This window comes from Acidovorax sp. A79, from assembly GCF_041154505.1.
Classification (GTDB): domain Bacteria; phylum Pseudomonadota; class Gammaproteobacteria; order Burkholderiales; family Burkholderiaceae_C; genus Acidovorax.
Genome location: NZ_AP028672.1, coordinates 1,813,990 through 1,840,562, shown reverse-complemented (window position 1 = coordinate 1,840,562; position 26,573 = coordinate 1,813,990). Strand labels below are relative to the sequence as shown.

At 63.3% G+C, this 26,573-nt stretch carries 36 protein-coding genes and 1 tRNA gene; 12 read left to right on the top strand and 25 right to left on the bottom strand.

Going from position 1 to position 26,573, the window contains the following annotated elements; translation table 11 throughout:
• The first annotated feature begins 590 nt into the window (after nucleotides 1–590).
• The 10 genes from ACAM51_RS08415 to ACAM51_RS08370 all read left to right on the top strand — a co-directional run bounded on the left by ACAM51_RS08415 (nucleotide 591) and on the right by ACAM51_RS08370 (nucleotide 10,263).
• Entirely contained in the window at nucleotides 591–3,059 is a 2,469-nt protein-coding gene (locus tag ACAM51_RS08415) for a DUF4062 domain-containing protein (protein WP_369643280.1), read from the top strand.
• Nucleotides 3,060–3,274: 215 nt separating this feature from the next.
• Entirely contained in the window at nucleotides 3,275–3,628 is a 354-nt protein-coding gene (locus tag ACAM51_RS08410; protein WP_369643279.1) for a helix-turn-helix transcriptional regulator, read from the top strand.
• Nucleotides 3,628–3,915, top strand: a complete 288-nt coding sequence (locus tag ACAM51_RS08405) for an ogr/Delta-like zinc finger family protein (protein ID WP_369643278.1) — start codon at nucleotides 3,628–3,630, stop codon at nucleotides 3,913–3,915. The genes ACAM51_RS08410 and ACAM51_RS08405 overlap by 1 nt, the downstream gene beginning before the upstream one ends.
• Nucleotides 3,916–4,220: 305 nt before the next feature.
• The gene (locus ACAM51_RS08400) at nucleotides 4,221–4,457 is read left to right on the top strand and encodes a hypothetical protein (RefSeq protein WP_369643277.1); all 237 of its coding nucleotides are present in this window, start codon (nucleotides 4,221–4,223) and stop codon (nucleotides 4,455–4,457) included.
• A 2-nt stretch (nucleotides 4,458–4,459) separates the two neighbouring features.
• Nucleotides 4,460–5,155, top strand: coding sequence for a hypothetical protein (locus ACAM51_RS08395; protein ID WP_369643276.1), 696 nt, complete (start codon nucleotides 4,460–4,462; stop codon nucleotides 5,153–5,155).
• The gene (locus ACAM51_RS08390) at nucleotides 5,152–5,871 is read left to right on the top strand and encodes a hypothetical protein (RefSeq protein WP_369643275.1); all 720 of its coding nucleotides are present in this window, start codon (nucleotides 5,152–5,154) and stop codon (nucleotides 5,869–5,871) included. Before ACAM51_RS08395 ends, ACAM51_RS08390 begins: the two co-directional genes overlap by 4 nt.
• Nucleotides 5,872–5,885: 14 nt before the next feature.
• On the top strand, nucleotides 5,886–8,720 hold the full coding sequence (locus ACAM51_RS08385; protein ID WP_369643274.1) for a hypothetical protein: 2,835 nt from the start codon (nucleotides 5,886–5,888) through the stop codon (nucleotides 8,718–8,720).
• A 9-nt stretch (nucleotides 8,721–8,729) separates the two neighbouring features.
• Complete coding sequence (locus tag ACAM51_RS08380) at nucleotides 8,730–9,080, top strand: hypothetical protein (protein WP_369643273.1); 351 nt, start codon at nucleotides 8,730–8,732, stop codon at nucleotides 9,078–9,080.
• A gap of 2 nt (nucleotides 9,081–9,082) precedes the next feature.
• The gene (locus ACAM51_RS08375; RefSeq protein WP_369643272.1) at nucleotides 9,083–9,499 is read left to right on the top strand and encodes a hypothetical protein; all 417 of its coding nucleotides are present in this window, start codon (nucleotides 9,083–9,085) and stop codon (nucleotides 9,497–9,499) included.
• Between the two features lie 23 nt (nucleotides 9,500–9,522).
• Nucleotides 9,523–10,263, top strand: coding sequence for a hypothetical protein (locus ACAM51_RS08370; protein WP_369643271.1), 741 nt, complete (start codon nucleotides 9,523–9,525; stop codon nucleotides 10,261–10,263).
• 191 nt (nucleotides 10,264–10,454) lie between these two features.
• Here ACAM51_RS08370 and ACAM51_RS08365 read toward each other — a convergent pair whose 3' ends face one another.
• The 4 genes from ACAM51_RS08365 to ACAM51_RS08350 form a co-directional block, all read right to left on the bottom strand.
• Nucleotides 10,455–10,637, bottom strand: coding sequence for a hypothetical protein (locus tag ACAM51_RS08365; RefSeq protein ID WP_369643270.1), 183 nt, complete (start codon nucleotides 10,635–10,637; stop codon nucleotides 10,455–10,457).
• Between the two features lie 88 nt (nucleotides 10,638–10,725).
• Entirely contained in the window at nucleotides 10,726–10,992 is a 267-nt protein-coding gene (locus ACAM51_RS08360) for an ogr/Delta-like zinc finger family protein (protein ID WP_369643269.1), read from the bottom strand.
• A complete protein-coding gene (locus tag ACAM51_RS08355) occupies nucleotides 10,989–12,206 on the bottom strand; it encodes a tyrosine-type recombinase/integrase (protein WP_369643268.1) in 1,218 nt (405 codons plus the stop codon). Before ACAM51_RS08355 ends, ACAM51_RS08360 begins: the two co-directional genes overlap by 4 nt.
• A 546-nt stretch (nucleotides 12,207–12,752) precedes the next feature.
• A tRNA-Arg gene (locus ACAM51_RS08350) sits at nucleotides 12,753–12,827 on the bottom strand.
• Nucleotides 12,828–12,937: 110 nt separating this feature from the next.
• Here ACAM51_RS08350 and ACAM51_RS08345 point away from each other — a divergent pair.
• A complete protein-coding gene (locus tag ACAM51_RS08345; RefSeq protein WP_369643267.1) occupies nucleotides 12,938–14,011 on the top strand; it encodes a site-specific integrase in 1,074 nt (357 codons plus the stop codon).
• Nucleotides 14,012–14,176: 165 nt separating this feature from the next.
• Here ACAM51_RS08345 and ACAM51_RS08340 read toward each other — a convergent pair whose 3' ends face one another.
• From ACAM51_RS08340 to ACAM51_RS08245, 20 genes are all read right to left on the bottom strand, one after another.
• Nucleotides 14,177–14,533: a DUF4031 domain-containing protein gene (locus ACAM51_RS08340; RefSeq protein ID WP_369643266.1), complete on the bottom strand. Its 357-nt coding sequence runs from the start codon at nucleotides 14,531–14,533 to the stop codon at nucleotides 14,177–14,179.
• Nucleotides 14,533–14,829 carry a hypothetical protein gene (locus ACAM51_RS08335; RefSeq protein WP_369643265.1) on the bottom strand — a complete coding sequence of 99 codons (297 nt, stop codon included), beginning with the start codon at nucleotides 14,827–14,829 and terminating at the stop codon, nucleotides 14,533–14,535. The genes ACAM51_RS08340 and ACAM51_RS08335 overlap by 1 nt, the downstream gene beginning before the upstream one ends.
• Nucleotides 14,826–15,326 (bottom strand): hypothetical protein, encoded by a 501-nt coding sequence (locus tag ACAM51_RS08330; protein WP_369643264.1) that lies wholly within the window; start codon nucleotides 15,324–15,326, stop codon nucleotides 14,826–14,828. Before ACAM51_RS08330 ends, ACAM51_RS08335 begins: the two co-directional genes overlap by 4 nt.
• An 11-nt stretch (nucleotides 15,327–15,337) precedes the next feature.
• Nucleotides 15,338–15,838: a hypothetical protein gene (locus tag ACAM51_RS08325; RefSeq protein WP_369643263.1), complete on the bottom strand. Its 501-nt coding sequence runs from the start codon at nucleotides 15,836–15,838 to the stop codon at nucleotides 15,338–15,340.
• Nucleotides 15,835–16,095 carry a hypothetical protein gene (locus ACAM51_RS08320; protein WP_369643262.1) on the bottom strand — a complete coding sequence of 87 codons (261 nt, stop codon included), beginning with the start codon at nucleotides 16,093–16,095 and terminating at the stop codon, nucleotides 15,835–15,837. The genes ACAM51_RS08325 and ACAM51_RS08320 overlap by 4 nt, the downstream gene beginning before the upstream one ends.
• Nucleotides 16,092–16,412 carry a hypothetical protein gene (locus tag ACAM51_RS08315; protein WP_369643261.1) on the bottom strand — a complete coding sequence of 107 codons (321 nt, stop codon included), beginning with the start codon at nucleotides 16,410–16,412 and terminating at the stop codon, nucleotides 16,092–16,094. The genes ACAM51_RS08320 and ACAM51_RS08315 overlap by 4 nt, the downstream gene beginning before the upstream one ends.
• Before the next feature lie 14 nt (nucleotides 16,413–16,426).
• Complete coding sequence (locus ACAM51_RS08310) at nucleotides 16,427–16,825, bottom strand: ASCH domain-containing protein (RefSeq protein WP_369643260.1); 399 nt, start codon at nucleotides 16,823–16,825, stop codon at nucleotides 16,427–16,429.
• The gene (locus ACAM51_RS08305; RefSeq protein ID WP_369643259.1) at nucleotides 16,822–19,170 is read right to left on the bottom strand and encodes a ParB/RepB/Spo0J family partition protein; all 2,349 of its coding nucleotides are present in this window, start codon (nucleotides 19,168–19,170) and stop codon (nucleotides 16,822–16,824) included. The genes ACAM51_RS08310 and ACAM51_RS08305 overlap by 4 nt, the downstream gene beginning before the upstream one ends.
• On the bottom strand, nucleotides 19,160–20,284 hold the full coding sequence (locus tag ACAM51_RS08300; RefSeq protein WP_369643258.1) for an RNA-directed DNA polymerase: 1,125 nt from the start codon (nucleotides 20,282–20,284) through the stop codon (nucleotides 19,160–19,162). The genes ACAM51_RS08305 and ACAM51_RS08300 overlap by 11 nt, the downstream gene beginning before the upstream one ends.
• 251 nt (nucleotides 20,285–20,535) lie before the next feature.
• Nucleotides 20,536–20,898 carry a four helix bundle protein gene (locus ACAM51_RS08295; protein ID WP_369643257.1) on the bottom strand — a complete coding sequence of 121 codons (363 nt, stop codon included), beginning with the start codon at nucleotides 20,896–20,898 and terminating at the stop codon, nucleotides 20,536–20,538.
• Nucleotides 20,899–20,931: 33 nt separating this feature from the next.
• Nucleotides 20,932–21,324 (bottom strand): DUF1566 domain-containing protein, encoded by a 393-nt coding sequence (locus ACAM51_RS08290; protein WP_369643256.1) that lies wholly within the window; start codon nucleotides 21,322–21,324, stop codon nucleotides 20,932–20,934.
• 33 nt (nucleotides 21,325–21,357) lie between these two features.
• Nucleotides 21,358–21,741, bottom strand: coding sequence for a hypothetical protein (locus ACAM51_RS08285; RefSeq protein ID WP_369643255.1), 384 nt, complete (start codon nucleotides 21,739–21,741; stop codon nucleotides 21,358–21,360).
• 11 nt (nucleotides 21,742–21,752) lie between these two features.
• Entirely contained in the window at nucleotides 21,753–22,124 is a 372-nt protein-coding gene (locus tag ACAM51_RS08280; RefSeq protein ID WP_369643254.1) for a hypothetical protein, read from the bottom strand.
• Nucleotides 22,121–22,801: a hypothetical protein gene (locus tag ACAM51_RS08275; protein WP_369643253.1), complete on the bottom strand. Its 681-nt coding sequence runs from the start codon at nucleotides 22,799–22,801 to the stop codon at nucleotides 22,121–22,123. The genes ACAM51_RS08280 and ACAM51_RS08275 overlap by 4 nt, the downstream gene beginning before the upstream one ends.
• Nucleotides 22,798–23,118 carry a hypothetical protein gene (locus ACAM51_RS08270; RefSeq protein ID WP_369643252.1) on the bottom strand — a complete coding sequence of 107 codons (321 nt, stop codon included), beginning with the start codon at nucleotides 23,116–23,118 and terminating at the stop codon, nucleotides 22,798–22,800. Before ACAM51_RS08270 ends, ACAM51_RS08275 begins: the two co-directional genes overlap by 4 nt.
• A 12-nt stretch (nucleotides 23,119–23,130) precedes the next feature.
• Nucleotides 23,131–23,280, bottom strand: a complete 150-nt coding sequence (locus tag ACAM51_RS08265) for a hypothetical protein (protein ID WP_369643251.1) — start codon at nucleotides 23,278–23,280, stop codon at nucleotides 23,131–23,133.
• 97 nt (nucleotides 23,281–23,377) lie between these two features.
• Nucleotides 23,378–24,109, bottom strand: coding sequence for a hypothetical protein (locus ACAM51_RS08260; RefSeq protein ID WP_369643250.1), 732 nt, complete (start codon nucleotides 24,107–24,109; stop codon nucleotides 23,378–23,380).
• 131 nt (nucleotides 24,110–24,240) lie between these two features.
• The gene (locus ACAM51_RS08255; protein ID WP_369643249.1) at nucleotides 24,241–24,864 is read right to left on the bottom strand and encodes a BRCT domain-containing protein; all 624 of its coding nucleotides are present in this window, start codon (nucleotides 24,862–24,864) and stop codon (nucleotides 24,241–24,243) included.
• Between the two features lie 12 nt (nucleotides 24,865–24,876).
• Nucleotides 24,877–25,245 (bottom strand): hypothetical protein, encoded by a 369-nt coding sequence (locus tag ACAM51_RS08250; RefSeq protein ID WP_369643248.1) that lies wholly within the window; start codon nucleotides 25,243–25,245, stop codon nucleotides 24,877–24,879.
• 73 nt (nucleotides 25,246–25,318) lie between these two features.
• Nucleotides 25,319–25,822, bottom strand: a complete 504-nt coding sequence (locus ACAM51_RS08245; protein WP_369643247.1) for a hypothetical protein — start codon at nucleotides 25,820–25,822, stop codon at nucleotides 25,319–25,321.
• Between the two features lie 14 nt (nucleotides 25,823–25,836).
• Here ACAM51_RS08245 and ACAM51_RS08240 point away from each other — a divergent pair, with 14 nt between their 5' ends.
• Nucleotides 25,837–26,061, top strand: coding sequence for a hypothetical protein (locus ACAM51_RS08240; RefSeq protein ID WP_369643246.1), 225 nt, complete (start codon nucleotides 25,837–25,839; stop codon nucleotides 26,059–26,061).
• 95 nt (nucleotides 26,062–26,156) lie between these two features.
• On the opposite strand, the gene ACAM51_RS08235 is transcribed toward ACAM51_RS08240, so the two are convergent.
• A complete protein-coding gene (locus tag ACAM51_RS08235) occupies nucleotides 26,157–26,447 on the bottom strand; it encodes a hypothetical protein (RefSeq protein WP_369643245.1) in 291 nt (96 codons plus the stop codon).
• Nucleotides 26,448–26,573 lie beyond the last annotated feature (126 nt).

The window sequence follows — 26,573 nt, the reverse complement described above, 5'->3', positions numbered from 1 at the left end:
ACACTTGCTCGCGCTTCGACGGTCGGTAAACCCTCCAAAGCCTACAAACCCCACCAAGTGGCGACCACCTGGAAGGTTTTGCAGATGGCGTCTAGGGTGTCTCGGATTTGATTTGGTGCAGGTTCCGGCGGGATGCAGGCCGGTTCTTTGCGCAAAACACTTGCTCGCGCTTCGACGGTCGGTAAACCCTTCAAAGCCTACAAACCTAACCGAATCACCATCCTTTGGGGTTGTGAAAGCCAGCGCAAATGTTCACCAGCGCGCGTTTCGTCGAAAGACCCGCCAAGCCCTCCAAGAGCCACGAGGTCATGATTGCTGCTATCCCGCTTGCACACTTTCGTCGTCCTTTGGAATGCACGGCTTGTGAGCTCAGCTATCCAGATTCCTACCTCCGCGTGTAGCTGTCCAGACGTCGTTTGATAGCATCTATCGAAAGCTCTTCCCCGAGCCTCTGTACAGCAGGTGTCCCAAGCTATTTACACATAGAGAAGGTGCTCCGGTTGAGCGCCCATCTCTGCTGTCCGGTATTCGACTCGGTGACGACTGCGGTGCAAGTTCCAGTGAGTCTCAATTCTTATTCAGAGAGTGCAATGGCGATCACAAGAAAAATTGTCAAGGTATTTCTGGCTTCCCCGGGCGACCTGGTTGATGAACGTAAAACTGCGAGAACCATCGTCGACGAGTTCAATAGCCAGTTAGCAGAAGCGCTTGGGTATCAAGTTGAACTTGTTGGCTGGGAAGACACCCTGCCAGGCTTGGGCCGACCACAGGAGATTATTAATCGTGACCTTGACGGATGTGACTTCTTTGTGGGGATGCTTTGGAAGCGGTGGGGCACGCCTCCCGGCACGGAGCCTTACACGTCGGGATTTGAGGAAGAGTTCTATCGAGCCATGGCTCGGCACGAAAAAGAAGGTCGACCTGCGATCAGCCTTTTGCTTAAGGAAATTGATGCAGCGTCCCTCGCTGACCCCGGTATTCATCTCTCCCAAGTCCAAAAATTTAAGAATCAGGTTTTCGCTGAGAGAAAGCTCTTGGCCGGCACATTCACTGACGCACGAGATTTCGAAACGAAATTTCGTAAGTGCATTCAAGGCTACGTAATTGGACTAAATGCAGAAGAAAAGGCAACCGCATCCGAAAAGGATCAAGCACCTTTGGTTGAGCAAGACCAAGAGTCTTTGCAAAAAGATTCAAAATCTGATTCGATAACTCCGAACGCCGTAGAGGGAGCACTCTTCCTCGGCGATTTTGCCGCCGCTATTGAAAATGTGCCTGATGGACAGGCTCTTTCGCCTGAAGAAGTTGCACGAGTCAGACTACTTGCAAGTATTTCAGCAACGCACTCGAACGATCAGCATTCGCTGGGAACACACGACGCAAACCTCCTCTATAAAGCTCGGGCCAAATTTCCCTTTGGTCGTCGTGAGCTTCTGAAGTTACTTGATGCTGGGCTTGATCACTCCGATGACGCCAACGTACCGCTTTGGCACTGGCTTAAGGCAGTCAATGGATTTAGGGGTAATAGGCTGCCCATCTGTTCCGTTGTTGGACCTACTGATCGGCGGATTCGCGCATTAAAAGCAATGAGCTTAATTTGCGAACCAATAGCCGAAGAGAAGGAGTTTGGGCGAAAAGATTTTATTCGCTTTTGGCTATCCGAGCGCGCTGAAAGTACGTTGAAAGTTGCAGCACTGGGGTATCTAGGTGCATGTGGTAAGACATCAGACCTTCCTACTATTCAGGAAGAGTTCGCAAGGAATGAGACCCAAACGGCCGGCGCTGCGGTTGATGCCATTGTGCGAATCACTCTGCGTGAAAACAGAAGCGCTGCACTGAATGTACTTATTACATTGCAACCGAGTGCAGTAGCGCGAGATCTTCTCAATATGCTTTTTGAAGATGAGACTGAATTCGACAACGACATCTTGCTACGCAGTTTGAATCATCGATGTTCATTAGTTCGGGCATTCGGAGCCAAGCTGCTGCGCAGTCGAAAAGCGCTTACTGTCAGTATGAGCGAACTCTTGCTAGAGGATGACGATGCAGAAGTTCGTCACGAGGCCATGCAGGCGCTAATTGCAACTGGACGGCCATTTTCCTTAGCTCAAGCCAGCGCTTTACTCGTGCGCAACGACAAGACGCAAACAGCGAGAGGTTTGTTGGCAATGAGTCGAAAAGATATGGTGGGAGAGTATTATTTTGAACGTTATAGAAAGCAGTACTTTGATGCGCTCCCAACTGCGCAGCTCGAAGAACAAGAGCGCTCTGAATTTCTTGATTTAGATTCCTATTTTAGCCTCGCGCGGCGTGATTTCCAGACTCGCGGTGATGACTTGCGCAACGCGGTCAGCGATCAATTCAAGACCCGCTTCAATGCGGTGATTGATGATCTAGCCAAGTTGCATGGTAGTGCAACCGATCTAGTGGAGAGTGCTCGGAATCTTGGGCCATTTCTATGCGGAAAATTCACGCGTGAAGCATTGAATATTATATGCAACCAACGAAATCCGGCTGATCTGACGCTTGTGAGATCAATCCTCTCAGACAGTAAGATCGAATATTCATCGTTCGATCTGCAGTATTTGGCTGATTGCGGAGAATGGTGTGATATTCCATTGATCATTGAGCTGCTAGAGCGTCCGGATTATAGCGGTATGTTTAAAGGAATATTGCTTGTCGATTCAAATCCAAGAGAGGAAGAGGCAGCGCGCGCATTATATTCTCTTGGGGGGGATAGGCTCGAAGATCTATTGGTTTTTTCGATGCCAGCGTCCCTGCTTGCACGTCTCGTTGCATTGATTCCAGATGACGTATTTTTACATCTGAGTAATAGAATAATTATGTCTCTTTTGCGTTCGGAAAATGAGGAGGTGCGGAGGGTAACTTCTCTGAAGTTCGCCTGCATTTTTCCGCGACGTAAGACTCAGCAGTTTCTTGAAAAGTACATGTCTGCGGATCAGGCCTATTACAACGTCATTCACTGGCTCGATTTCAGTATTTCTGTTCCCCGGGAAAGAATGGTGCATGCGGCAGGACGATTGATAGCGAAAACCTAGTCCAGCTGGGTCTGCCAATTCGCCGAATTGAATATGAGTCGGCTGGGTCATCAAGTGCCTCATGCACCTGTTCGCTGCCCCTCAGTTTCTTGAGCTGCCCCGCGCCACGGCGCGCCCGTCGTTTTTGCGCCCAATTTCGCCACCACTAACTGTGGGGAGCGCAGCCACAAGATAGGTTTCTTGGCTTTCAGCAGTCCACACAAGACCATAGGGACATGCAAAGAACAGCCACGCAAACCACACCCATCCAAGCCGGTCCCGGCCCGTCCGATGTGCGCCCGTACCGCGAGCGCTTGCTACGTATTGACGATGTGTGCTTTATGACCGGCCTTGGCCGCAGCACCATCTACGCCAAGGTCAAGGCCGGAGACTTCCCCAGCGCCGTGCAACTGCACGGCACCAGCGTGGCGTGGCGCGAAACCGAGGTGGACGCCTGGATCGCCGCGCGTCCTGCGGTGGGCGCCACACCTCCGGCACCAGCCGCACCACCCGCCAAACCCGTCAAGCCAGGCCGTGCAGCCCGCGCGCCCCGGCCCGCACGCGCTGCAGCCATGGGAGCGCCAATCTGATGGCCACCCGCATGATGTTCCTGTGCCCCCACTGCAAGGGCAAGACCAAGACCCGCACCAGCCGGGGCCTGTCGCCCACGCTGCGCGAGTTGATCTACCAGTGCGAAGACCCGGAATGCAGCTACAGCTTCGTCGTGCAGGCCGAAGCGGTGCGCACGCTGTCGCCATCGGGCAAGCCCGACCCGTCCATCAACCTGCCGCAGTCCCCGCAGGCGCTGGTGAATGCGCATGCCCGATCAACGGAACACCAGCGCGCTGGCTCCGGGCAATTGAGCGCCCAACCGTGAGGAACTTCACGATGCAAGCCCTTGTCCCACAGCCCCCTCGCACGCTACACTGCGCTGTCACGTCAAAAAAAGGCGTGATCGGGATTGGCGTCCCGATGCACTTTCTGCGACGCAAGCCGCAGTTACTCCCGCAGAGTCCCTGCGGCTTGTTCGTTCGTGCCCCATTTTTTGGCGGCTCGGACAGGGAGCCGCAAGGCTCGCCGGTTCTCGCAGGAGGTGCCCGGTACGCCAACCTGTTCGAGCTGCCGCCCCTGATTGGCGTCGAGGGTGGCAGTTTTTGCAAACTGCACCTTCTGGAGGCCAACATGGCTGACCGTATCCCCGCACGCGCACTTGTCGCGAGCACCATCTCGCCCGCTTCATCGCCCAACACGGGCACCCCCGACCCCATCCAGCTGCACGCCACCGCGCACAACGCGCTGGGCACTGCGCTGCACCACCTGCGCCAACCGCACGTGGACGCCGCCCGCGCACGCCGCAAGGTGATGCAGGCCCTGGCCGCACTGCGCGGCCTGGACGTGGCCTTGAGCCTGGAGGGGTAACCATGCACACGCCCACCCACAACGCTGCCCGCGAGGCAGTGCAGGCGAAGCCTTGCCAAAACTGCCGCGACAACTTCCCGTTGCCCGAGGCGCAAGACGTGTTCGACCAGCACGTGGTGCACGGCTATCTGGTGCGCCGCAGCGCCTGCACCGCATGCCCAAACACCGCCAAGCCTTGTTTGGTCAAAGAGGCACCAGAGCCGCAGGGCCTGCCCACCTTGCCGCAACTGGTGCTCGAAGCCCAGGACTTCACCGAATCCCTGCGCACCGTGCTGCGCGCCTGCCATGCCATCGCAGCGTTGGCCGCAGGCGCCACCAACCCACACGCCACTGTCAACATGGACGGCCTGGGCGAGCTGCTGCACCTGCACAGCGATGCCATGGAGCAGCGCCTGGACGCCATCGGCGTGCGCCTGGACGCCGTGCGCACGGCCACCAGCGCCCGCGACACCAGCGACCGCGCCCGCCATCTGGCGATGGACGCCAGCGACCAGCACACCCACATGTGCCAAGCCCAGCTCGCGTTCGAGGCCGTGGCCGACATGGCGCCGTGCGCGGCCGACACCCTCACGGGCGAGAACCTTGCCGCCGCGCTGTGCCTGCTGGCCGACGCCATGGCAGAGCGCACCGCCGCCATGGACGACATGCTGGACGCACTGCACGCCGTGCTGGTGCAGGAAGAAGGCCCCACACCATGAGCGCAGCAGGCGCAAGGCACGCCTACGAAGTGAACCGGGCGCGCATCGCCAGCCTGTGGGCTGAAGCGCGGCCGGTGTCGGCCGACGATGCGGCCGGCCGCTACCTTGCGCGCAGCGGCGTGGCGCTGGGCGCATCGCCAGCCGCCTTGCGCCTGCATCCCGCGCTCGACTACTGGCACATGCAGGCCGACCGCAAGCCGGTGTGCCTGGGCCGCTTCCCCGCGCTGCTGGCCTTGTTCGAGGTGGACACCTACCCGCGAGGGCTGCAAGGCGCGCCCGTACCCCACGCGGTGGCGCTGCTGCGCATCTACCTTGCGGCCGATGGATCGCTGGCCCCCGTGCCAGCGCCCATCAAGCTGACCGGCAAGGCTGGCCCCGCGCTGGGCGCGTGCGCCCGGCTTGCCCCTTCAGACAGCACCAGCCGCGTGATGGGCATGGCCGTGGGCATCGCCCCGGCCCTGCGCATCGCCAAGGCCGCACGCATGCCCGTGTGGGCCGTGCCCGATGCCGCGCTGCTCGCGCATGCCCGCTGGCCCTGTGGCCTGCGCAGCCTGCATGTGTTCGTGGACACCCGCGACCCCGCGCAGTGGCAGCCCGCGGCCGAGCTGGCCCGCAAGGCCAGCGCCTGCGGCCTGCAGGTCTTCCCGATGGTGGCCGACATGGCCCACGCCGAAGGCGTCCACACCGTCCCCCAATTCACCGCCACCCGGCTTTAGAAAACGACCCCACCATGGCAACAAAGAAGGCCAGCGCACCAAGCACGGGCGCGGCAAAAACCATCCATCCAGCCATCCCCGCTGCGATTGCCGCAGCACCCACGGCTGCCCTGCAATTCACCGTCTTCACCGCCACGGTCCCCGACCGCCTCACCAAGGTGCTGACCCTGGCCCCCGATGGCACGCTGCACAAGGAAAGCGCCGCCAACATGATGCGCGGCGGCGCGGTGCGAACGGTTGCGCACGGCCTGCAGGAACTGGCCGATGTGCTGGAAACCCTGGACCCCGCACAGGCCACGAGCTGGGGCGTGTGCGATGGCAGCATGGGCAAGCCGGTGCCCATCGTGCCCGAGCGCGAAGTGGCAGAAACCCCCGGCGCCATCTCCCGCACCCGCAGGCACTTTGCCTACCCCATAGGCCCCGGCGTGATGATGCTCGACCATGACGGCGCGCCCGATGGCGAGCTGTCTGCGGATGTGTTCCGCCAGCGCCTGATAGAAGCCTGCCCGGCTCTGGCCGATGCCCCCATGCTCTGGCGCCCGAGCTGTTCCGCTGGCGTGTGCACTGCTGACGGCCGCGAGCTGTCTGCGCTGACCCGGCATCGCCTCTACATCCCCGTGCGCGATGCTTCGCGCATCCCCGAGGCCGGGCGTGCCCTGGTGCAATTGCTGTGGGCCGCAGGCCATGGCTGGTTCGATGTAGGCCGTGCAGGGCAGGCGCTGGAGCGCACCCTGATCGATGCCAGCGTGTGGCAGCCCGAGCGCCTGGACTTCTGCGCGCCGCCGCTGCTGGGCAAAAGCCTGCAGCGGCCGCACGCGGCCCCTCGCATCTTTGGCGACCCGCTGGCCCTGTTCGACCTCGCGCTGATCCCGCACGATGCCGACACCCACAAGCAGGCCCAGGCCCTCAAAAAAGCGGCCCGGCAGCAGCTCGCGGGCCAGTGCGCCGCCCAGCGCGAGCGCTGGGTGGCCACGAACGCCCCGGCCCTGGCCAAGCGCCGGGGCATCCCCGTGGACAAGGCCCGCGACGTGCTGCAGCGCGCCAGCGCCCAGCGGGTGCTGATGGGCGACTTCGTGCTGACGGCAGAGCAGGGGAAACCCGTTTCGGTGGGCGAGATTCTCGACCGCCCCGAGCGCTGGCACAACGCGCAGTTTGCCGACCCGCTGGACCCGGACACGGATACGCGCGTGGCGGTGGTCAACCTCAAGAGCGGGCAGCGGCCCTATCTGTTCACCCACCGCCACGGCGGCATGCGCTTCGAGCTGCTGCGCCAGAGCGCCCGCATTCAGGTGGGGCGGGGCATGCGTGTGGCCACGACCGATGCCGTCCTGGCCGTGCTGCAGGAAAGGGGCGAGCTGTTCGACTATGGCGAAGGCGCCGTGGCCTATGTGAGCGACGGCAAGGCGCGGCCGGTGACACCCGACTGGCTGACCGACCACATGGGGCGGGTGTGCGAGTTCTATTCGATGCGCCACCGCCGCAAGGCCGATGGCGAGGAAGCACCCGAGGAAGGCCCGGAAGATGCCCCTCTGAGCGTGGCCCGCGCCATCCTGGCCAAGCATGGCGAGCGAGGGTTCAAGAAGCTGGTGGCGGTGGTCACGGCGCCTACGCTGCGCATCGACGGCAGCATTCTGGACCGCCCTGGCCACGACGAGGCATCGGGCCTGCTGTTCTACAGCGAACACCCCAACCCGCCCCGCGTGCCGGTCAAACCGAGCGTGGCTGACGCCCTGGCAGCCTTGCGCTTTCTGTGGGCGCCCCTGGCCCTGTTCCCGCTGGTGGATGCGGTGGCCAACGGCGTGGCCTTGCATGGCCTGCTGTCGGCCGCGCTGCGCGCCAGCCTGCCGACTGCACCGGGCGTGGGCTTCGATGCCCCGGCCGCAGGCAGCGGCAAGACTCTGCTGGCTCGCTGCATCGGCATCCTGGCCATGGGCTCGGAGCCTTCGATATTGCCCCCAGCCGACACCGACGAGGAAACCCGCAAGCGCCTGTTTGCGGTGCTGCGCGAAGGGCAGCGCGTCGTCCTTTGGGACAACGTGCGCGAGCCGCTGGGCTCTGCCTCGCTCGATGCCTTCCTGACCGCCCCCACGTTCGCCGACCGGGTGCTGGGCAGCAGCGAAACCATCACGCTGCCCAACCGGGCCTTGTTCATCGCCACGGGCAACAACCTGCGCATGACGTCGGACACCTGCCGAAGGGTGCTGACGGCGCGCATCGACGCGCAGAGCGAGACACCCTATACGCGGGACTTCTCGTTCGACCCCGCGCAGATGGTGCAGACGGATCGCCTCGCCTACGTGGTGGCGGCGCTGACCATTGTTCGGGCCTACATCACTGCAGGACGGCCGAAGATGGCCAAGGGGCGCACGGCCAGCTTTGAACATTGGGATGATCTGGTGCGGCAGCCCATCTGCTGGCTGGCGCAGCAGGTGGCCACGCTGGCAGGCACGGCCGAAGGGCAGGGCCTACCTACGCTGGCCGACCCGATGGAAGCCGCTGCACGCGCCTTCGAGCAAGACCCGGAAACCACCAAGCTGCGCGCACTGGTGGAGGCATGGTTTGCAGCGTTTGGCCCGGATCAAACGACTGTGGGCGGCGCCATCCGGCGCAGCGATACCGATGCGCTCCTGGCCATGGCCATGGATGACATAGCAGGGCAGGCCGGAAAGATCAATTCGCGCATGCTGGGCCGCTGGATAGAGCGCATGCAGGGGCGCATCGTGGACGGCAAAAGGTTTGTGCGCATCGGGCACCGGGCAGGGCTGCTGCACTGGGCGGTGCACCAGTCGGCAAGCCGGAACCTTGCGGCCGAGGCTAAGCCTGCGGCCGACGACGTGGCCACGTTCTGAGGGGGCGGCATGAGCGACAACCAAACCGCTGCCCGATTGCTGGAACGCCTGCGCCACAAGGGCCTGCATCTGTCGGCCACGGCCGAGGGCAATCTGCAGGTGTGGCCCGCCGTGTGGCTGGACGAACCCACCAGCGAGGCAATCAGGGCGCACAAACCCGGCCTGCTCGCGCTGCTGTCGGCCGCGGCCGTGGATGTGCTGGAGGATGACCGCCACCGCTGCCGCGACTGCTACCACCTGCAGCGCAAGGGCAATTGCGCGATGGCCGCGCAGGGGCGTCTGCCGGGCGTTCCCGAGTGGTACACGCCGCACAAGGACATGCTGCAGCGCTGCCATCTGTTCTGCCCTTTGCCGTACTGACCATGGGCACCAGCAAACCAACCCCGATGACGGATGCCGAGCGGCAGCGCAAGCACCGGCTCAAGCGCCAGCGCGAGCTGCAGGCGCTGCGCGCGGTAGTGCCCGCCACGCCGCAGGAGCGCGAGAGCGTGGCCCAGGTGCAGCGCCTCGCGGCCCAGCTCGACATGGCCACGCGCACGGCCGCTGCGCTGCAGGCGCGCATCGATGCGATGCAGGCCGGGCAGGGCAACTCCGAAAGCGAGCTGCAAGCCCTGCGCGAGGCCATGCGGTCACTGATTCCCAAACTGACCCCGGCCGCACAGCAGGTGGCGCGCAGGCATTTGGAGGGCTGCGGCGCTGCGCAGTGGCTCGCCCCAGAGGAACCGCCACAGCCTGCGGTCGCGCCGCCTTCAACCCTTTCTTCACGCGTGTTTTTTTAACCCCAGTCCACAAGGAGTGACTTATGACGTTTGATGTTCAACACCACGCCCGCAGCGCCCAGGCTGCGCTGCACGAAGCGCTGGCCGAGCTGGCCCGCGCGCGCACGGCCTACGACAACGATGCAGGCCCGAGGTTCGCCCATGCCAAGGCCGCGCAGGAGCTGCTGGGCCGCAAGATCAAGGCGGCGGAAGCGGAAGCCGATGCGGCTTCGGATGCGTTCCACAAGGCGTTCTCCGAAGCTGGGTTTGAGAGCAGCGATGCAGCCACGCGCAGTGCGCTCAACCGCAAGAACGATGCGCAGGCCATGGCTGAGGTGATGCGGGTGGCGCAGGCCAAAGGAGCCAAGGAACTGCAGGCGCTCGCGGCCGAGGCCAGCAGGCAGGCGCACACCTATGCGGCAGCGTATGAGCGGGCCTATACGGCGCACGCGCGGGCCGAGGGCTACAAGGTGCTGCAAGAGGCCGGGGAAGCGGTGGCCAGGGCCATGGCGCTTGCGGCGCATGCGCCTTGTAGCACCAGCGCGCACGAGGATTCTTTGGGGCGCGCGCCCAGCTCTGCGGCCCTGCGCGAGGAAATGATGGCGGCGCGGTGGGCGTTCATTCTCGATGGGCTCAAGGCGATGGCCGAAGGGCTGCCGGAATATCGGGCGCGGCCGCAGGTGGAGGCGCTGGGGGTGTTCGACCTGGGGGCGCTGACGGCGCAGGATGTGCTGACGCCTGCGCAGATTCACAAGGTGCAGCGTAGCGGGGAGGTGGTCCTGTAGGGCGAGGGGTCAGGCGAGAAGAGCGCGAAGTGGTGGAGGCTGCTTCGCGCTTTTTTGGGGAGACCGGGCTTTGGGTTGAAAGGCTGGACTATTGACGGAGTTCTCGAATACGTCCGAGCAGGCCGATTCGCACTGATGCAACCCAAAGCAAAAAAAGGCACCCGAAGGAGCCTTCTTCATCCAAAGTTGGATTACTTCACCTGGACGTTTAAACCACGGTCGGCAGCAAATGCTGCGAAGGTCTGCTGGATCAGTGCTTCACCAGCGGCGACACTGGGCACAGAGCGTGCAACAACTACTTCACCATTGTTGTCCAGGACGACAGCGAGATAAGGCAGGCCGGCGCGGGGTGGATCGTAAACAACTCCGTTCATTTTCAGTTCTCCTTTGAACAAAGCTGTGAGTATCCCTTGAGGGTTGCTCGGTGTCGATATTCCGAGCAACGGTGGTAGTGGATGCAGTTCATATCCTTGGAGCGGCGGCGGCTGCTGCTTCACGCTTTTCTTTGTTCTCCCGGCGCTTGCGTGCGCGCACCGATATCGGAATGTGCACGTTCGGATTCGGTATTTTTGAAGGTGTGAGGGTGTACCCAACCTCGCTGCGGACTATGAAGGTGTGCCCGCAGTACGGATTCGAGCAGCAGTAGACATACTCTCTGAACAAAAGGCCAGCAGCGTGGAGCGAATGCAGGCGCGCGACGCACTCGCAGTGAGGGCAGTTCATCTTCATGGGGCCACCTCCGCTTGCGGGCCATCCCCCGAAACAACGTAGTCCGCCCAGTCCTGCATGATGGCCACCCGCTTTTCCAGCATGTCCCCGCGCCGGTAGGCGGCTTCGGTCCGGGTGTCTATCGCGTGAGCCAGACAAAGCTCCACGGCATCGCGCGCGTGGTGCGTCATCTCCCCGGCCCAGTCCCTGAAGGTTGAGCGAAAGCCATGGGGCACCGCTGCCAGTCCGTGCCGCCGCATCAAGGCCGTCAGGGCCATATCGGACAGCGGGCCTTTGCGGTTGGACGGGAACACATGCTCGACCGAAGGGATGCGTGGCTGTGCCCTGAGCAGTTCCAGCGCTTGGCGCGACAGGGGCACGCGGTGTTCCCTGTTGGACTTCATCCGTTCGGCGGGCACCGTCCACAGACCGGCCTCCAGATCGACCTCGCTCCAGACCATGCCCCGCACCTCGCCCGAGCGTGCGGCCGTGAGGATGAGAAAGCGCAGCGCGCGGGCGCTTTGCCCGTCCATGACCAGCAGCCGCTGGTAGGTGCCCGGCAGCATGGCCACAGGCACGGCCGCGTGGTGTTTGACCGGCGCCAGCTTGTTCGGGTCCGCCAGGATGTGTTCGAGCTGGCTGCGCCATCGGGCAGGGTTGGGGCCGGTGCGGTGGCCATGGGCCGTGGCCCAGTCCAATACCTGCTCGATGCGGCCGCGCAGCCGTGAGGCCGTTTCTGTTTTGGTCTTCCAGATAGGTGCCAGCACCTGCAGCACGTGGGCCTGCCCAATGTCTGCCACCTGCAGGTGCCCGATGTGGGGGAATGCATAGGTGGCCAGGGTGCTGCGCCATTGCTTCGCATGCTTGAGGCTGCGCCATGTGCCTTCGTGTTCGGTAATGAACGCTTCGGCCGCGTCATCAAAGCGCACCTGCCGCGCCATGGCCAGCCGGGCCGCTTCGCGCTGGGCCTGCCGAGCCTGCAGCGGGTCAACACCGCCCAGGCGCAGTTTGAGGGCGTTGCGGGCAGCCTCGCGGGCTTCAGCCAGGCCGACCAGCGGATAGCTGCCCAGGCCCATGCGGCGGCGGTGGCCACTGTGCACATAGCGCAGCACCCAGGCGCGCGAGCCGCCTTCGATCTTGAGATACAGACCCGACACGCCGCCAACGGCGTAGGAGCCGTCACTGCGCAGGCGGGAGACTTCCAGAGAGGTTTTTTCGAGGATTCGTTTGGGCATGGATACCGTGCAGCCCCTGGCTAGCGCCAGAAAACTGTGATTAAACACAGTATCAGTGTGCCATCCGACTGGAGGCGCTTGGTAGGGTTTGGTGGGTTTTGAAGGGTTTTTTTCCGACGAAACGCGAGCAAGTGAAAAAAGCAGCGGGCCGATTCGCAGACCTGCAGGCTGTGCGGGTTGGTGGGGTTTGTAGGCTTTGGAGGGTTTACCGACCGTCGAAGCGCGAGCAAGTGAAAAGGGCTGCGGCCCGGTTTTGCAGCCTGCACGCCGGGGCTGACTGGTGGGGTTTGTAGGCTTTGAGGGGTTTGCCGACCGTCCAAGCGCGAGCAAGTGTTTTTTCTCAATGCGCTGCTGGTGGGGGCATCTTCCTGGGGGCACCGGCATCTATAAATGTGCCCCCATTCTGGCGAACGATGCCCCCAGATGTGCCCCCAGGTTGCGCAGATGGCTGTGGATTGCCTTGGACTGCCATGGACGGCTAAGATGCTGTTTTCAAAGGGAAAATAAAAAAGTCCGGAAGCGTGTGGACGCTTCCGGACTGGTAATTGGTCCCCTCGACAGGAATCGAACCTGTATCTAGCGCTTAGGAGGCACTCGTTCTATCCATTGAACTACGAGGAGATGGGGGAGATTCTAGCGCCCAATTACTGTGCTTCTATAGTGCTGCTGTACGATGCTGTATCACTGCATCATTCTGTCGGTGATACCGCAATCGATACGTATCACTGCACATGGCAAGCATCATTCAAGTAGGCGGCAAGTGGCGTGCGCTGATCAGGCGCAAGGGGCACCCATCATACTGTCAGACCTTCACCACCAAGGCGCAGGCGCAGGCCTGGGCACGGGGTATCGAGTCGGACATTGACCGTGGCCAGGTTCTGGCACCCAAGACTGTGTTGGGTCGGGTGGTGCTGGTGTCGGACCTGATAGATACCTACCGCAAGCTGCGTGAAAAGTCGCGGCCGATTGCCGACACATCCAACGAGCACTACATGCTCAAGACTCTATCGCGGCGCCTGGGGCAGCTCGATGCGGCGCGGCTGACGCCCGCTGACCTGGTGGCCTATGCCGAGGGGCGCAAGGACGAAGATGGTGCCGGCGTCTACACGATCAATATGGATATCTCGAAGCTGGGCACCGTCATGCGCCTGGCTGGTGTGCACCTGAAGGTCAATCTGCCCGACGTGGTTGGCCAGGCCAGGCCGCTGCTCACACACATGCACTTGATAGGGGGTGGCGGCAAGCGGGAGCGTCGGCCCACAGAGGATGAACTGGTGCGGGTAGTTGAGTGGTTGCAGGCGAACAGGGGGCAGGTGTACGCCGACGTGGTGCGCTTTGCGGTGGCCACGGCCATGCGGCGGGGTGAGGTTGTCCGGCTGCTTTGGGGTGACCTGGACGAGGGTAAGAAGCTGGTGCTGGTGCGTGATCGCAAAGACCCGCGCAAGAAGGCTGGCAACGATCAGTGGGTGCCGCTGCTCAACGGTTCATGGGAATTGATCCAGGCCCAGTCCAGGGTGGAGGATGAAGTGCGCATCTTCCCTGTTCACGAGCAGACACTTAGCAAGTATTTTCGGGATGCGTGCGTGGCGCTGGCCATCCCTGATTTGCATTTTCATGACCTGCGGCACGAGGGCATATCGCGCCTGTTTGAACAGGGCTTCGACATACCGCGCGTGGCGCTGGTGAGTGGTCATAAAAGCTGGAACAACCTCAAGCGCTATGCGCAGCTGCGGCCTGAAGACCTGCACCATGGGCCTGGCGGGCCTGTTGGCGCCGTTGATCCAGATAGTCCGCCACGTCCCTGATATCGGCCCATCGCTTGCCGCCGTCCACGTACGTCGGGATCTCGAAAGTAGCTTCGCTGATCTTGCGTCGGATGTTGGGCGGGGTGGTCTCCAGGATCTCGGCCAAGCGTTCCAGGTCCACGCGCAGGCCGTACTTTTCAATCAGCACCATCTGAGCAAGTAGGCTCATTGCGCTTCTCCTTTGGCGGCGCGCTTGGCGGCCATGTGTTGCTGCACCCAGGCCTCGGCCGTGGCGGGGTCGCCCAGCTCGCCCGTGACCCGGCGGCGGGTGTTCATGGCGCCGGCCTGGCGCCAGGTGATTGCGATGGCGCCGGCGGCGAGGGCCTGGGCCCGCTTGCCCATGGCGATGTCGTAGTGGCTGCCGCTGGTCTTCTCTGGGCTCTGCCACCAGCGGCGGGCCACGCCGATCTTGTCGGCCATGGCGTGCAGCTCGTCGTCGGTGTCGGCCAGCATGTGGGACATCTTCATGCGGCCGAACTGGCCGGCTGGCGATAGGTACATGTCATCGACGTAGACGGGCATCAGGTGGACTCCTCATGCTGTGCGAGATTCAACACTTCCACGTGTGCCGCCCACCACTTGCTGGTCTTGCCCGTGTGGTTGTTTCGCACGCAGATCCTCGTGCCTGTGGTGTCGTGACCAAGGACGGTGCCAAAGAACTGCCCACGGTAGTGAACCACTCGCACGACGCTGTCTTTGGGATACGCAGCTTGCATAGTCGCCAGTAGCGCCGATTCGGCGGCTCGCACGGCATTGAGTGCCGCCTCTACCTCTCGGCTGTACCCTGCAGCTTTTCCGTTGCCTTGCCAGTAGCTCATGGCTTAACTCCGGTGGCTGGGATCAATCCCAATGCATCTCTTGCTTCATACGTGGCCACCTTCTTGCGCAAGGCCTGCAGCTCGCCCTCGATACCCTTGGTGTAAGCGTTGCAATCGCTCCAACAGTAGGGCTGAGCCGGCGCGGCCGCGAGCAACTCGGTGAGCTGCAGCACCAGCTGCGTGTAGGAGCGGCCTGGCGTCTCTTTCCAGCCGTCGGCCAAGAGGCTCAGGCACTCCTCCAGGCTCATGTCGTAGCGGGCGCCCTCGTGGTAACTGAGCTTCTCCAGCACGTGCGGGGCGCGGCATTTGTCGGCCGCTGCGGGGTCGGGGTGGCGCACGGGGCGCAGGGTGAGGCGCAAGCCGTGGTTGCCCATGGCCAGGGGCTGGCGCGGCTGGGTTTCGAGCGTGGGCAGAACGCCATGGAGCGCGGCCAGGTGGATGAGGTTTTGAGCGGCGTCGCGGATCATGCGGTCGGCCTGGGGGAGGAGGGTGGTCATGGGGTGATCCTTCACGCAGCCATCAAGGCCAGGTCGGTTTCGGAGACGCGTACCACGTTGCCGCCGGTGCTGGCGGTGCGGGCCTTGATGTGGTTCACGATGCGGTGCAGCTCGCCCGCGCTGATCTGCTGGAGCTGGAATTCATGCAGGTCCACGGCGGTGGCCAGGGCGTCTAGCTCTTGGAAGTGGAGGGCCGTCTGTTTCCATGCACCCGAGGTGACGGCGCGGGCCTCGATGGCGCTGCAGGCCTGCAGGGCGCTGGCGATGTGGTCTGCCAGGCCGCGCACGATGCCGCTGTGCTCGATGCCTTCGGCGATGAGCATGGTGGACTGCAGCACCTCGAACTGCATCTGTGTGGAAACGCCCTCGCGCACGAACTTGAGGCACTGGCGCGCGGGTTTCATCACCTCGGCGATTTCGGCCGGGGTCAGCCTAGTGGCCTGTTTGAGCTCAAGCAGTACCGGGTTAGGGCTGATGCGGGCCATGCGGGGTTTCTTGCGGCCGTGGGTCATGCTGCGGGCCCTCCGGGAACCGTGACTGCAAGGGCCACGGGCGGCATGGTGCGGCCGATGACGTGCAGCATGACAAGGCCGCCTGCATTCAGGGCCGCCAGCTCGGCCGCGTCGGGGCGCCAGAAGGACGCAATGCATGGCGCGCCCTGCAGCACCGTGTCAGTGATGGCCAGCGCATGCACCGGCGCCTGGCTGTGATCCCAGCCAGCAGGCGCGCCCAGCACGCGGTTGTTGGAAGGGTGCTGTGTCGGGTTCATGCCATCGCCTTTCGTTTGGCTGCCGCTTTGAGGATGGCCTGGCGCGTCGCCCTGTCGCGGTGCCCGTCATGCAGGCCGAACTCCACACGCCAGCCCAGATCTCCGCACTTGCGCTGATCGGCCACGACTGCGCTTTCTTCGTACCAGATGGGCATGCGTAGCAGCGCTGCCAGTTCCAATGCCTGACCGCTGTCGTTCTCCGGGTCCCAGCGGAAGGGCGCGCGCCTGGTGGCGCTTGTCACATAGGCGCCGCCAGCTAAGCGCCAATTGCTGATGCGCAAGCCAGCTGCAGCAGCTGCTGCCTTGAGGATCTCCATGTCTTTGGGAAGGGTCACAGCACCACCCCCTGCGGCAGGCGAAAATAGCCCAGCGCGCCCTTGCAGGCCTGAAAGGGCACGGGCTCGGCGCCCTGCAGCACGTGGCCGAAGGGGCCGGTGAAGAAGGGGGATTCGTGCGCACGTGTGCACGCCACCAGTTCCGCGCGGCCGACGATGCCGCCGCGTGGCAGATCTCCGGCCGCTGGCAGTGCTTCCATGATGTGGCGCAGGGCGGGGTGGCTGATCAGGAACAGCACGCAGGCGTCGTAGTCTGCGCGTGTCATCACCTGACTGGAGTGGATGGCCACGGGGCCGCGCCAGAGAGTTTCCCAGGTGCGGTTTTCCACGGGCTTGTAGCCCATGGTGATGAGCCACGCCCAGGGCTGGCGGATGCTGAGGGCTTTGCTGATCATTCCACCACCTCCAGCTCGCTCACATGGAAGGTCACCACCCAGGGTACGGAGCGCTTTTCGCGGGGAATGGACACCTCCCACGTCAGCGGATTGATGCCGCGCACGATATGACCCACCTTGCCGACGTGTGGGGCCTGCTTGGGGCCGCGTGCGTTGGGCAGGATCTTCACTTTGACATCGGGCGCAAGCCTGCCCCCATCCACTGCGGCCCCTGTCTTCGCGCCTGCACCGTCCTGGCCAGGGGTAGCGGGCGCAGCCTCGCCCCCTAGGGGCGGCTGCGCTTCGTTGCCCTGCGCCGCAGGCGCCTTGTTCTGGGCCTTGGCAGCAGCGCCGGCCTTGAGTTTGGGCACCGCCGTGTCCACCGGCTGCCCGATAGGGACAGCCGGTGCTTCGTTGCCTTGCGCCGCAGGCGCCTGGCTATGGACCTCCAGCGCCGCCAGCTCGGCCGCGATCTGGGCGCTGGCCTGGGCTTTCGTGGTCTTGGGCGCGGTAGCGCGGGCCTGCGCAGCGGGGGTGGTTTTGCCCTTGGTACCTTTGGTCATGTCTCCCGCGCGCGTAGTAGTAGCTTGCGCAGCGGGGTTAGGGGTAGAAGCACCCTTCGGAGCTGCAGTCTTGGCGGGTTTGGCCTGGGCTTTGGCGGCTGCGCGCAGGTTGGCGATGGACTCGGCCAGCTCCTCCTTTTCGCGGGCGACGGCTTGGGCTTCTACATCATGTGCGTCAATGCACAGGGCGCGGGCTGCGGCTGTCACCAGGGGGATGCCGTCGTCGCCGCCGAAGCGGTAGGCGTTCTCGGTGATCACCCAGGCCAGCATGTAGTTGCGCACCTCGCCGTCAGCTGCGCGGTCAATGCGGGCCGTGGCGCGGTCCTCGGTGTCCTGGTAGTTTTCGTCTTCGATGGTCTCCAGCGAGAACACCGTGTGCAGATCGTCCTGGTCCAGATCCTTGATCTTGAGCTTGAGCCACTCACGCAGCAGCTCGGCATCGGCCAGCACTTTGGCGGGCTGTGGCGATTTAAGGGCGGCTTGGGTCAACGCGCTTTGCAGTGCGGTGGCGGCGGCGCGGGCTTGGCGGTGGGCAGACTGCTGCTTGAGCTGGCTGATGCGCTCTTCCAGGTTGATCTGCTTTATCGTGGTCTTGAGCACGCCGCGCTGCACCAGCACTGCCTCGGCCTCTTCGGTGGGCACGGCCTCGATCAACTCCTTGGTGGTGGGGTGCTCGATCAGTACGGGCTGGGGGCCTTTGTCGCCAAGCAGCTCGCGCAGTGTTGCGCGGTCTTTCTCGTGGGTTACATCGTGCCGGATGCTGTCCAGCCTGCTATAGCCGTCAAGCGTGTTGCCGTGGCCGTCCCACGATTGCAGCTTGACAATGCCCTTGGCCTCTTTGCCTTCGATCACGCGCATGCCTTTGGCTTCGGCCTGGGCGCGCAGGGCGGTGCTGTGGGCGGCTTCCTTGCCGTGGTAGCACGCGGGGTCGGTGCACAGGTCTGGGCTGTTCACATCGGCGAACAGGTCAGGGTTTGCGCCGGTGCGTTTTGGGCATTCTTTGCAGCTGCCAGCGGCGGGCACCAGATCGATGGTGGTGATGTTGAATGGGGCGGTGTCCAGCCGCAGCATGACGTTTTGCTGCAGCCAGCCCTCAAACTCGCGCACGCCTATGGCGGGGTCGCCGCGGTAGTTCTTCCGCGATGCCTCTGCCAGGGCCTTTGCCTGCAGCTTGGCGTCTGGGATGCGGGCAATGCGCAGGGCGCGGCTGGCGTCGATCAAGCCTTCGCGCAATGCCTTTGTGGCCTCGGGGGATAGGTCCAGCAGCTTGAGGCGGGCGTAGACATAGCTTTTGCCCTTGCTCTTGCTGTCGCCCTTGCCGATCTTCTCTGCCACCTGTTCCACGGTCAGGTGGCTGTGCTCCATCAAGGCGCGGTAGCCCTCGGCTTCCTCCAGCTCGCTCATGTCCTCGCGCTGCAGGTTCTCGATGAGCTGGATCTCCAGCGCCTGGTCATCTGTCAGCTCGCGGATCATGGCGGGCACCTCGGCCACCTTGGCGAGCTTGCAGGCGCGCAGGCGGCGGGCGCCGGCCACTAGTTCGTAGGCGGGCAGGGGCGCGTCTTTGCGGCGAAAGCCGAAGGTCTCGGGCACTCGGCTGCCTGGCAGTGGGCGCAGCAAGATGGGTTGGTGCACGCCGCTGGCCCTGATGCTGTCGGCCAGTTCGCCCAGCTTGTCCTGGTTGAAATACTTGCGGGGGTTGGTCAGGCTCTCCTCGATCAGGGCCACCTCCACCATGCGCATCTGGGGGCCTGCGCCCGGGGTGGGCAGAGGGTAGGTAACGGTGTCGTGTGCTTCAGTTGCCATGGCTGGCTCCCTTCTTGTTGCGAAATGCTTGGGTGAGGTGGAGGCCTTCGACCGCATGCCCGCGCTTGAGCAGGGCGCGGCAGAGGGCGGCGCGTTCTTTGTGGCTGTGGGTGGCTTGGCGCACCAGGCCCAGGTAGCTGTTGCCTGCCGCATAGGTGTCGGCGGGGTCCATGTGCTCGATGCGCTGCAGTGCCGTGGCCAGGGTGCGCGGGCGGGTGGTGCGGCGCCAGGGTTTGATGACGTGGCCCACGAAGTCAATGCCGCGCTCTGCGGGCTGCAGGATGGTCTTGCGCGGGTTCATGGCCAGGTGCAGGCCGGCCAGCTTGTCGCTGATGGCTGCGTGCGCTGCGTTGAGCCACTGCGGGCTTTCGTGCAACAGAATGAAGTCATCGACATAGCGCACGTAGTGCGGTGCGCGCAGGCGGTGCTTTGCGAACTGGTCCAGGTCATCGAGCAGCACGTTGGCAAAGAACTGACTGCTTAAATTGCCAATGGGCAGGCCATGGTCTGCAGGCGCGTTGAACAGGCTCTTGTACGCAGGCACCCGGGCCAGTTCGCGGGCGGTGCCGTGCACCTCTACGTTGCCGCGCGGGTCGTGCATCAGGATGACCTCGGCCAGCGACATCCACCAGGGCTCGTGTACCTGGCGCTTCAGCTGGGCCAGCAGCACGGCCTTGTCGATGCTCACGAAGAAGTTGGCCAGGTCGCACTTGAGGTAGTAGGCGCGGCGGCTCCAATTGGCTGTAGCGCTGCGCACCTGCCCCTCTAGCCTGCGCGCCCCATAAGCCGTGCCACGGCCGGGGATGCAGGCGCAGCTATCGGCGGTGAAACGGGCATGGAAGCGCGGGGCGATGTGGTTGTAGAGCAGGTGGTGCACGATGCGGTCATCAAATCGTGCGGCCCACACCTCACGCGGTTTGGGCCGGGTGATGACGAAGCAAATGGAGCGGCCTGGCTGCCAGGTGCCGCTGGCCAGTTCGTCGTGCAGCTGCAGCAGGTTGTGCTCGGCCTGGGCCTCGAAGGCCTGCGCGCTGGCGCTGTTGCGCTTGTGGCGGCGGCAATCAAGCCAGGCCTGCACCAGCAGGCCGAACAGGTGCGGATCTGCGGACGGCAACAGCCGAGCCCTCGTAGCTCTTGTGGTTGTTGTTCTGGTTGCCGTTGTTGAAGTTGCAATTCCAGGCGTAGGAGGCGCAACCGTCGCGCTATGTAGGCCACTCTGCCGAAGGCCGTGGCCGATCAGCGGGGTGGCTGCACCGGACGCACCGCGCGCTGGCGCGGCCGTATCCGTGGTGTGCCTGTCGGTGGGCTTGTGGCCCAGCGGCGCGACCAGATTCACTGTGCGCACGGGCATGAGGGCCTTGACCGTCATACTGCTGGCGCCCTGTTCTTGGCTGTCTTGAGCCACCCACCGGCCTGCGCGCCGATGCTGCCCAGGATCTGCACCGACTGCGCCCAGAGCTTGGGCGAGACGCGTTGCGCATCAAAGCTGACGCGCAACAGTACCTCTACCGTGCGCTGGTGCTTGAGCAGCTCGCGCAGGTAGTGCGCCCGCGTGTCCTGGGATGCATTGGCGAGCGCCATCAACTCCAGGATGTCGGTGCAGTGCTGGGCGATCTTCTCGCCGACGGTGCGCTTCATGCCGCGCGGCATCTGCTCTTGCACGCGGTGGGCCAGCTCCAGCAGCTGCAGGCCTGTGCGGTAGATGGGCAATTTGGTGTGCAAGGCCATGGGTGGGTGGCTCAAATCAAAGGGTTGAAGGATTTAAGGAATCAATCTGCGGACGGCAACAGCCGAGCCCTCGTAGCTCTTGAGGCCGTAGCCCTGGTCGCCGTAGTTGAAGTAGCAATCCCAGGCGTAGGAGGCGTCTTGCTCGTGCGTCTTGTTCGACCAGCACCAGGCCTTGGGCAGCGCATCGCGGCAGTTGGCGAAGAGCAAGGCCTGCTCTTGCGGGCTGGGCAGGTCGCCGCCCACGCTGGTGGCCCAGGCCTTGGCGTCGTCCCAGTTCTTGCGCACATCGGGGCGCGCTGGCAGCAGGCTGAGGTGGTGCAGTACGAGGCCGGTTTCGTCCAGCACCGTGCCGGAGTAGCGTTCGCTTGGTGCCAGTTCGATGGCGATTGCGGCCAGCTGGATGTGGGTGTTGGTGGTTGTGTTCATGGTTGACTCAAAAAGAAAAAAGGACCGAAGGACTCAAGCACTCAGGGGAATGCTGCGGACGGCAACAGCCGAGCCCTCGTAGCTCTTGTGGTCGTCGAGCTGGGTGCCGTTGCCGAAGTAGCAATACCAGGCGTAGGAGGCGCCTTCGGTCTCCTGCAGCCAGTGCCAGCCGGGGCGCAGCAGGGCCTTCACGTTGGCGAACAGCAGGGCGGCAATGGGGCGGGTGGGCAGGGCGGCGCCCAGGCCTGCAGCCCAGTCCACGGCCTGCTGGTGGTTGAGGTCGCTGCCCTGGTCGGACAGCAGGACCTCTGCGTAGTGCTTGCCGTCTGCATGGGTGGTGATGCCTGCGAAGGTGCCGCCCTCCAGGGGTTGGCCCATGGCGGGCAGGTCGGCAAAGCGAATGGTGGAAAGGGACATGGGAAGCACTCCTATCGTTTGGAGGGGTTGGGGAAACTGGAAAGGCTGGGCAGGCGCAGCGCGTCTGTGCTGCCTGGGCGGTGGGGGTTGCTGCGCAGCTCGGGGCAGGTGTAGGCAGGGCCGCGCATGGTGCTGTTGCGCACGGGGGTACAGGTGGTGGCGGCCTCCAGGCGTTCGCTCTTGCGGCGGGCCTGCAGCTCTGCCTGGCTGGGCACCGGGCTGATCAGCACCTTGCCGCTGCCCGAGACGTTGGTGGTGGCGATGTCGTGCAAGCCTGCTTGGCGCAGTGGCTCGGGCTTGCGGCGCAGGATGTGCACGCTGGTTTCGTTGGGCTTGGCCAGCGTGATGCTGTCGGTGCCACGGGTGGTGCGGGCGCGGCTCATGCTGGCACCTCAACGCGCACACCTGGCACGCCCCATTCCTTTGCCGCCCAGCCACCCAGCACGAGCTGCTGCAGGTGGCGCATGTCGTGGCTGTTGTTAATGACCAGGTTGGGTGTGAATGCCTCGCCCGTCACCTCGCTGACGTGTGCGGCGGCGCCCACATCGCAGCCTGGGCGCTTGATCTGCCAGATCTGGCCGCCCAAGGCGCGCACCAAATTGGCTTCGTCTTCAAAGCGCACGTCCGTGATAACGATCAGCCGGTCGCGCATGGCCTGGTGGCGCCAGCGGATGTGCTGCGCGGCCTTGCTGACCCAGTAGCCGGGCTGGGCTGCGCGGCGGTATTCGGTGCCCCACCATTGCATGATCTGGCGCGGGCTTCGGGGCGCATCCATGTCGAGCTGGCTGTCGTTGAACAGCTGGTGCTGGATGAGCATGCGGCCGACAAATGCGGTATCCAGGCAGCGGGCGAGCGCCAGGGCGCTGAGCGGGTGCTCCTTGGTCTCGCGCCGGGTGAGGTAGATGTGCTCGATGCAGAAGGCTTCGACAATCTCCCCGCGCAGGGCATCTGCAAACGCGAGCTTGTGGGCGCCGCAGTGGGTGGTGAGCAGGTCTGCAACGGTATCTTTGCCGCTGCCTGCTGGGCCTGTGAGGCCGATGACGTGGGTGTGGTGGCTCATTCGAGGTCTGCGCGTGTCGCGCCTGTGGGGTTGGGGTTGATCAGGTCGGCCTCGCACTCCAGGCGCTTGGCTTTGAACTTGGGGTTGATGGCCTGCAGGTCGGCCAGCTGGCCGCGCATGCGGGCGGCAAGGGAGCGCGCTGCCATGCAGCTGGCGCTGCCCCGGTCGGGGTAGTGGTGGGTGATGCACACGGTTTGGCCGCTGGCTTTGTCTGCAATTTCCAGCTCCACCACGGGCACGCCGTGGCGGGTGTAGCGACAGACGCTGCTGGTGACCTGGCCCCGGATGTGCAGCGTGAAGGTGCTGGTGGTGGGCATGGCGGGCCTTGGCTAGCGGGGCAGGTGCAGGTACACCCAGGCGAAGACCGTGAGGAACACGGCGGCGCACAGGGCGCCCATGCCGATGCGTGCTGCGATGCGCAGGCCCTGGTGCCGGGTGCGGCGATTGCGCAGACGGATGAGCTGGATGGGGGCGCTCATGGGCGGGCTCCCGGCGCTGCCAGCGCGCGCGCGATGCGGTAGGCGTTGCAGGGGCCCAGCACGCGGCGCAGGGCGGTGTAGATGCGGTGCGCGGCCATCAGAAGGGCACCCCGTCATCAGGTTCCATCACGACCAGGGCGCCGCCCATGGTCAGCCCCACTTCCTTGCCCGCTTCCTGCAGGTCGTTGACAAGGTCCATCGCGTCCATACGCCAGCTCTCCGCGGTGTCCCATGCTCGGCTTACTTCGGATTCCAGGCCTTCGATGCGCTCTTGAGCCAGCTCCAGCTTGTCGGCCAGTTCGGCGGCGTGCTTGCGCAGGTGCTCCAGCTCCCAGCGGTGCAGGCGCTTGCGCAGTGCCGCGATGGCCTTGGTGACTTCGGCGGATGGCGCGGCGGGCGCTGTGCACACGTGTGCACTGGTGTCGTCAGAAGAACTGAAGGACTCAAGGGGTAATCTGCGGACGGCAACAGCCGAGCCCTCGTAGCTCTTGTGGCCGTAGTCCTGGTGGCCGTCGTAGAAGGCGCAACACCAGGCGTAGGAGGCGTCTTGCTCGTGCGTCTTGTTCGACCAGCACCAAGCCTTGGGCAGCGCATCGCGGCAGTTGGCGAAGAGCAGGGCTTGCTCTTGCGGGCTGGGCAGGTCGCCGCCCACGCTGGTGGCCCAGGCCTTGGCGTCTTGCCAGTTCATGCGCTTGTCGGGGCGCGCGGCCAGCAGGATGAGCCGGTGCTGCGGTTGGCCTGCCTCGTCGAGGACGGTGCCTGCGTGGCGGGCGCCGTCAGGCAGATGGGGTGTGCACGCGTGTGCACTGGGGGATGGGTGGGATTGCATTGCTGCCCTCGTTTGTTGAAACGTGGGCGAATTTAAACATGATGTTTATTCGAAAGTCAAACACCATGTTTAAAACGATGCGCAAATGAGAAGGCCCGCAGTGAGCGGGCCTGTGTGTGGGCTTGGTCTTGTTAGGACTGCTGTAAGAGGTTCAGCCAGTCTCGTTCTCGGAGGATCCCTATCTGGTGGCCTTCTTGTCGAAGCTCCATGGCGCGAAGGATCTTTGTGCCGTAGGAGGTGTTTAACCATTGGGGGGAGACGTTGGTCCCTACGACCAGGTAGTGCACCTTTTTACTGACCGCTGCGACGGGTGTGCAGCCAGCCTTTTCTGCCAGGCGCTCGCATGCTGACCTGGTGCCATAGATGAATTCGCCTGTGAGGCAGATACGGCTGTTTTGCAGCGGTGTGGTTGCTGTTTCGTCGAAGGGCAGGGCGGCCACTTCGGGTTCAACCGCGCCGGACTCTGCGAAGTCGGAACCAACCAGTTGCTGCAGTGTACGCAGCAGGTGGTCGCGTTCATGGGCAGTGATGACTCCGTCTGCCAGGGCCTCGGCCAAGTGCCTAGCGATGGCAGAGCCTGGCCAGCTCTGTGCAACTTCAGGATTCGCGCTGATCCAGCTACTGAGCATCTGGATTTCCATGTCGTGCAGATGGGCGTCGGCGACTATGCCGGTGACGATGCCGCTGAGTACCTGCGCGGATTTAACGATTTGGCGGTGAGCCAGAGCGCTTTGGATGGCGTGTTCTTGGGCCATGTCTTCAATGCCCTACACGGCGTTGCGCAGTTTTTCAAAGTCCATCGTGTAGAGCACGGGCACGCCGGTGCGGCTGCACGTCATGGACAACTCGGCGTCCGTGTCGATGTCCAGGTCGTCGCCGCGCAGGCCTTGCCACATTGCCACATAGAGCAAGTGCCCTATCTTGCTTTTGGTCTTGATGGCGGCCTCAACACCACCCTTGAAAGGCAAGAGCGGCAGCTCACCCGCCTCGGCCTTCAGCGCCAAGTCTGGGGAACTGCTACGTTTGTCCAAGCCAGTCACCCACGCATTGATCAGGCCCTTGTCCGGCCCTTCCATGCGGACGGCATAGTCTTGACTTATTGATGGAGCACAGTGCGCTTGCAGATTGACGATCATGCTATTGTTTTGTGGACCGACTGGAGTTTTTTGGTTACAAAGTTCACGGTATACACCCAGCCTTGCGCCCAGGTTAGGCGTGTTTGTCAAGTTGGGGTTGTGTGGCTTGCTTCATGCGGGTGATAGCGCCCAGCAACTGGTCTTCGATCTTTTGCCGGTATTCGGCATCCAGCAGCTTGAAGTATTCGTCGGGTGTAAAGGTGTTGAAAGGCCAAGTCTTCGCCACTTGGTACGTGGCCGCCTTGTCCTGAGTCGAATGCCCGGGAGATGGGGGCGCCCAGGCGGTAGACGCCATCTGTTGTTCGCCGTGAAGCACCCAGTTTGCATCGCACCCGATGTACTTTTGGGCCTTGAGAGCGCCGCCTTCGGACACGCCCCGAGCTTCCCAGTTCTTCATAACTTGCGGCGATATATCGAGCAGGCGAGCCACTGCCGACTGCCCAATCACGTCCCGCAACTCACGTGCCGCTGAGTACAGCCTTTCGGTAGTTGGGTGGATTTCTGCCATGCCTGCGATTGTTCTTGCACTAAACATGGTGTTGTTAAACATGGTGATTTGATTTTTATTAAACGCCATGTTTAAATCAGGGCATGAACGCTCTGCAAAAAGACATCCAGATCATCACCGCACTGGGTGGACCGTCGAAGGTGGCTGAGTTGCTGCACCTGCCCAAAAAGGGTGGGCAGCAGCGTGTGCAGAACTGGCTGGCGCGCGGCATTCCGGCGCAGGTCAAGGTCGAGAGGCCAGACCTGTTCATGCCGGAGCTTGTGAAGCACGGCGCCGCGCCCGCCGCGCAGGGGGTGGCGCATGCATAGCGGCGATGCACAGGCTTTGGTGGCGTACTCAGAATTTCGGCGGTACGAGCTGGAACAGCTGATGTATTTCAAATGGCCGAACCAGGAGCCTGCGGCTACAGGCCCTCTGCATGACGCTCCGCGTTCACCCGCTGCAGTTCTTTGTACACCCGCTGGTCTGCTGCCTCCATCTGCTCTAGCGCTTGCTCTACCGCTGGGTCTTTTAATTTCTCGGCGTATTCGCTTCGCTGCACGGAGCGCTTTGCTAGCTGTTCCAGCACGCGGTCCCGGTACACGCCGGGGACTGATGCGAACAGTGCAAACAGCGCTGAATTGGTTGCGGACAGGTCTGCGCGCAGTCGCTCGCAGAAAGCCTTGATGTCGGCTATGTCCTTCTCTGTTTTCATGGGCGCCCCTCTCGTGGCAAGTGGTTGTGTGAGAACTCCATTGTGCTGCCACGTCTGCGGGCGTCCACCCTTTTGCACCCACCACGCCCCAGGCCGCGCTGCCGGGGAGCCTCCTTACCCCACACA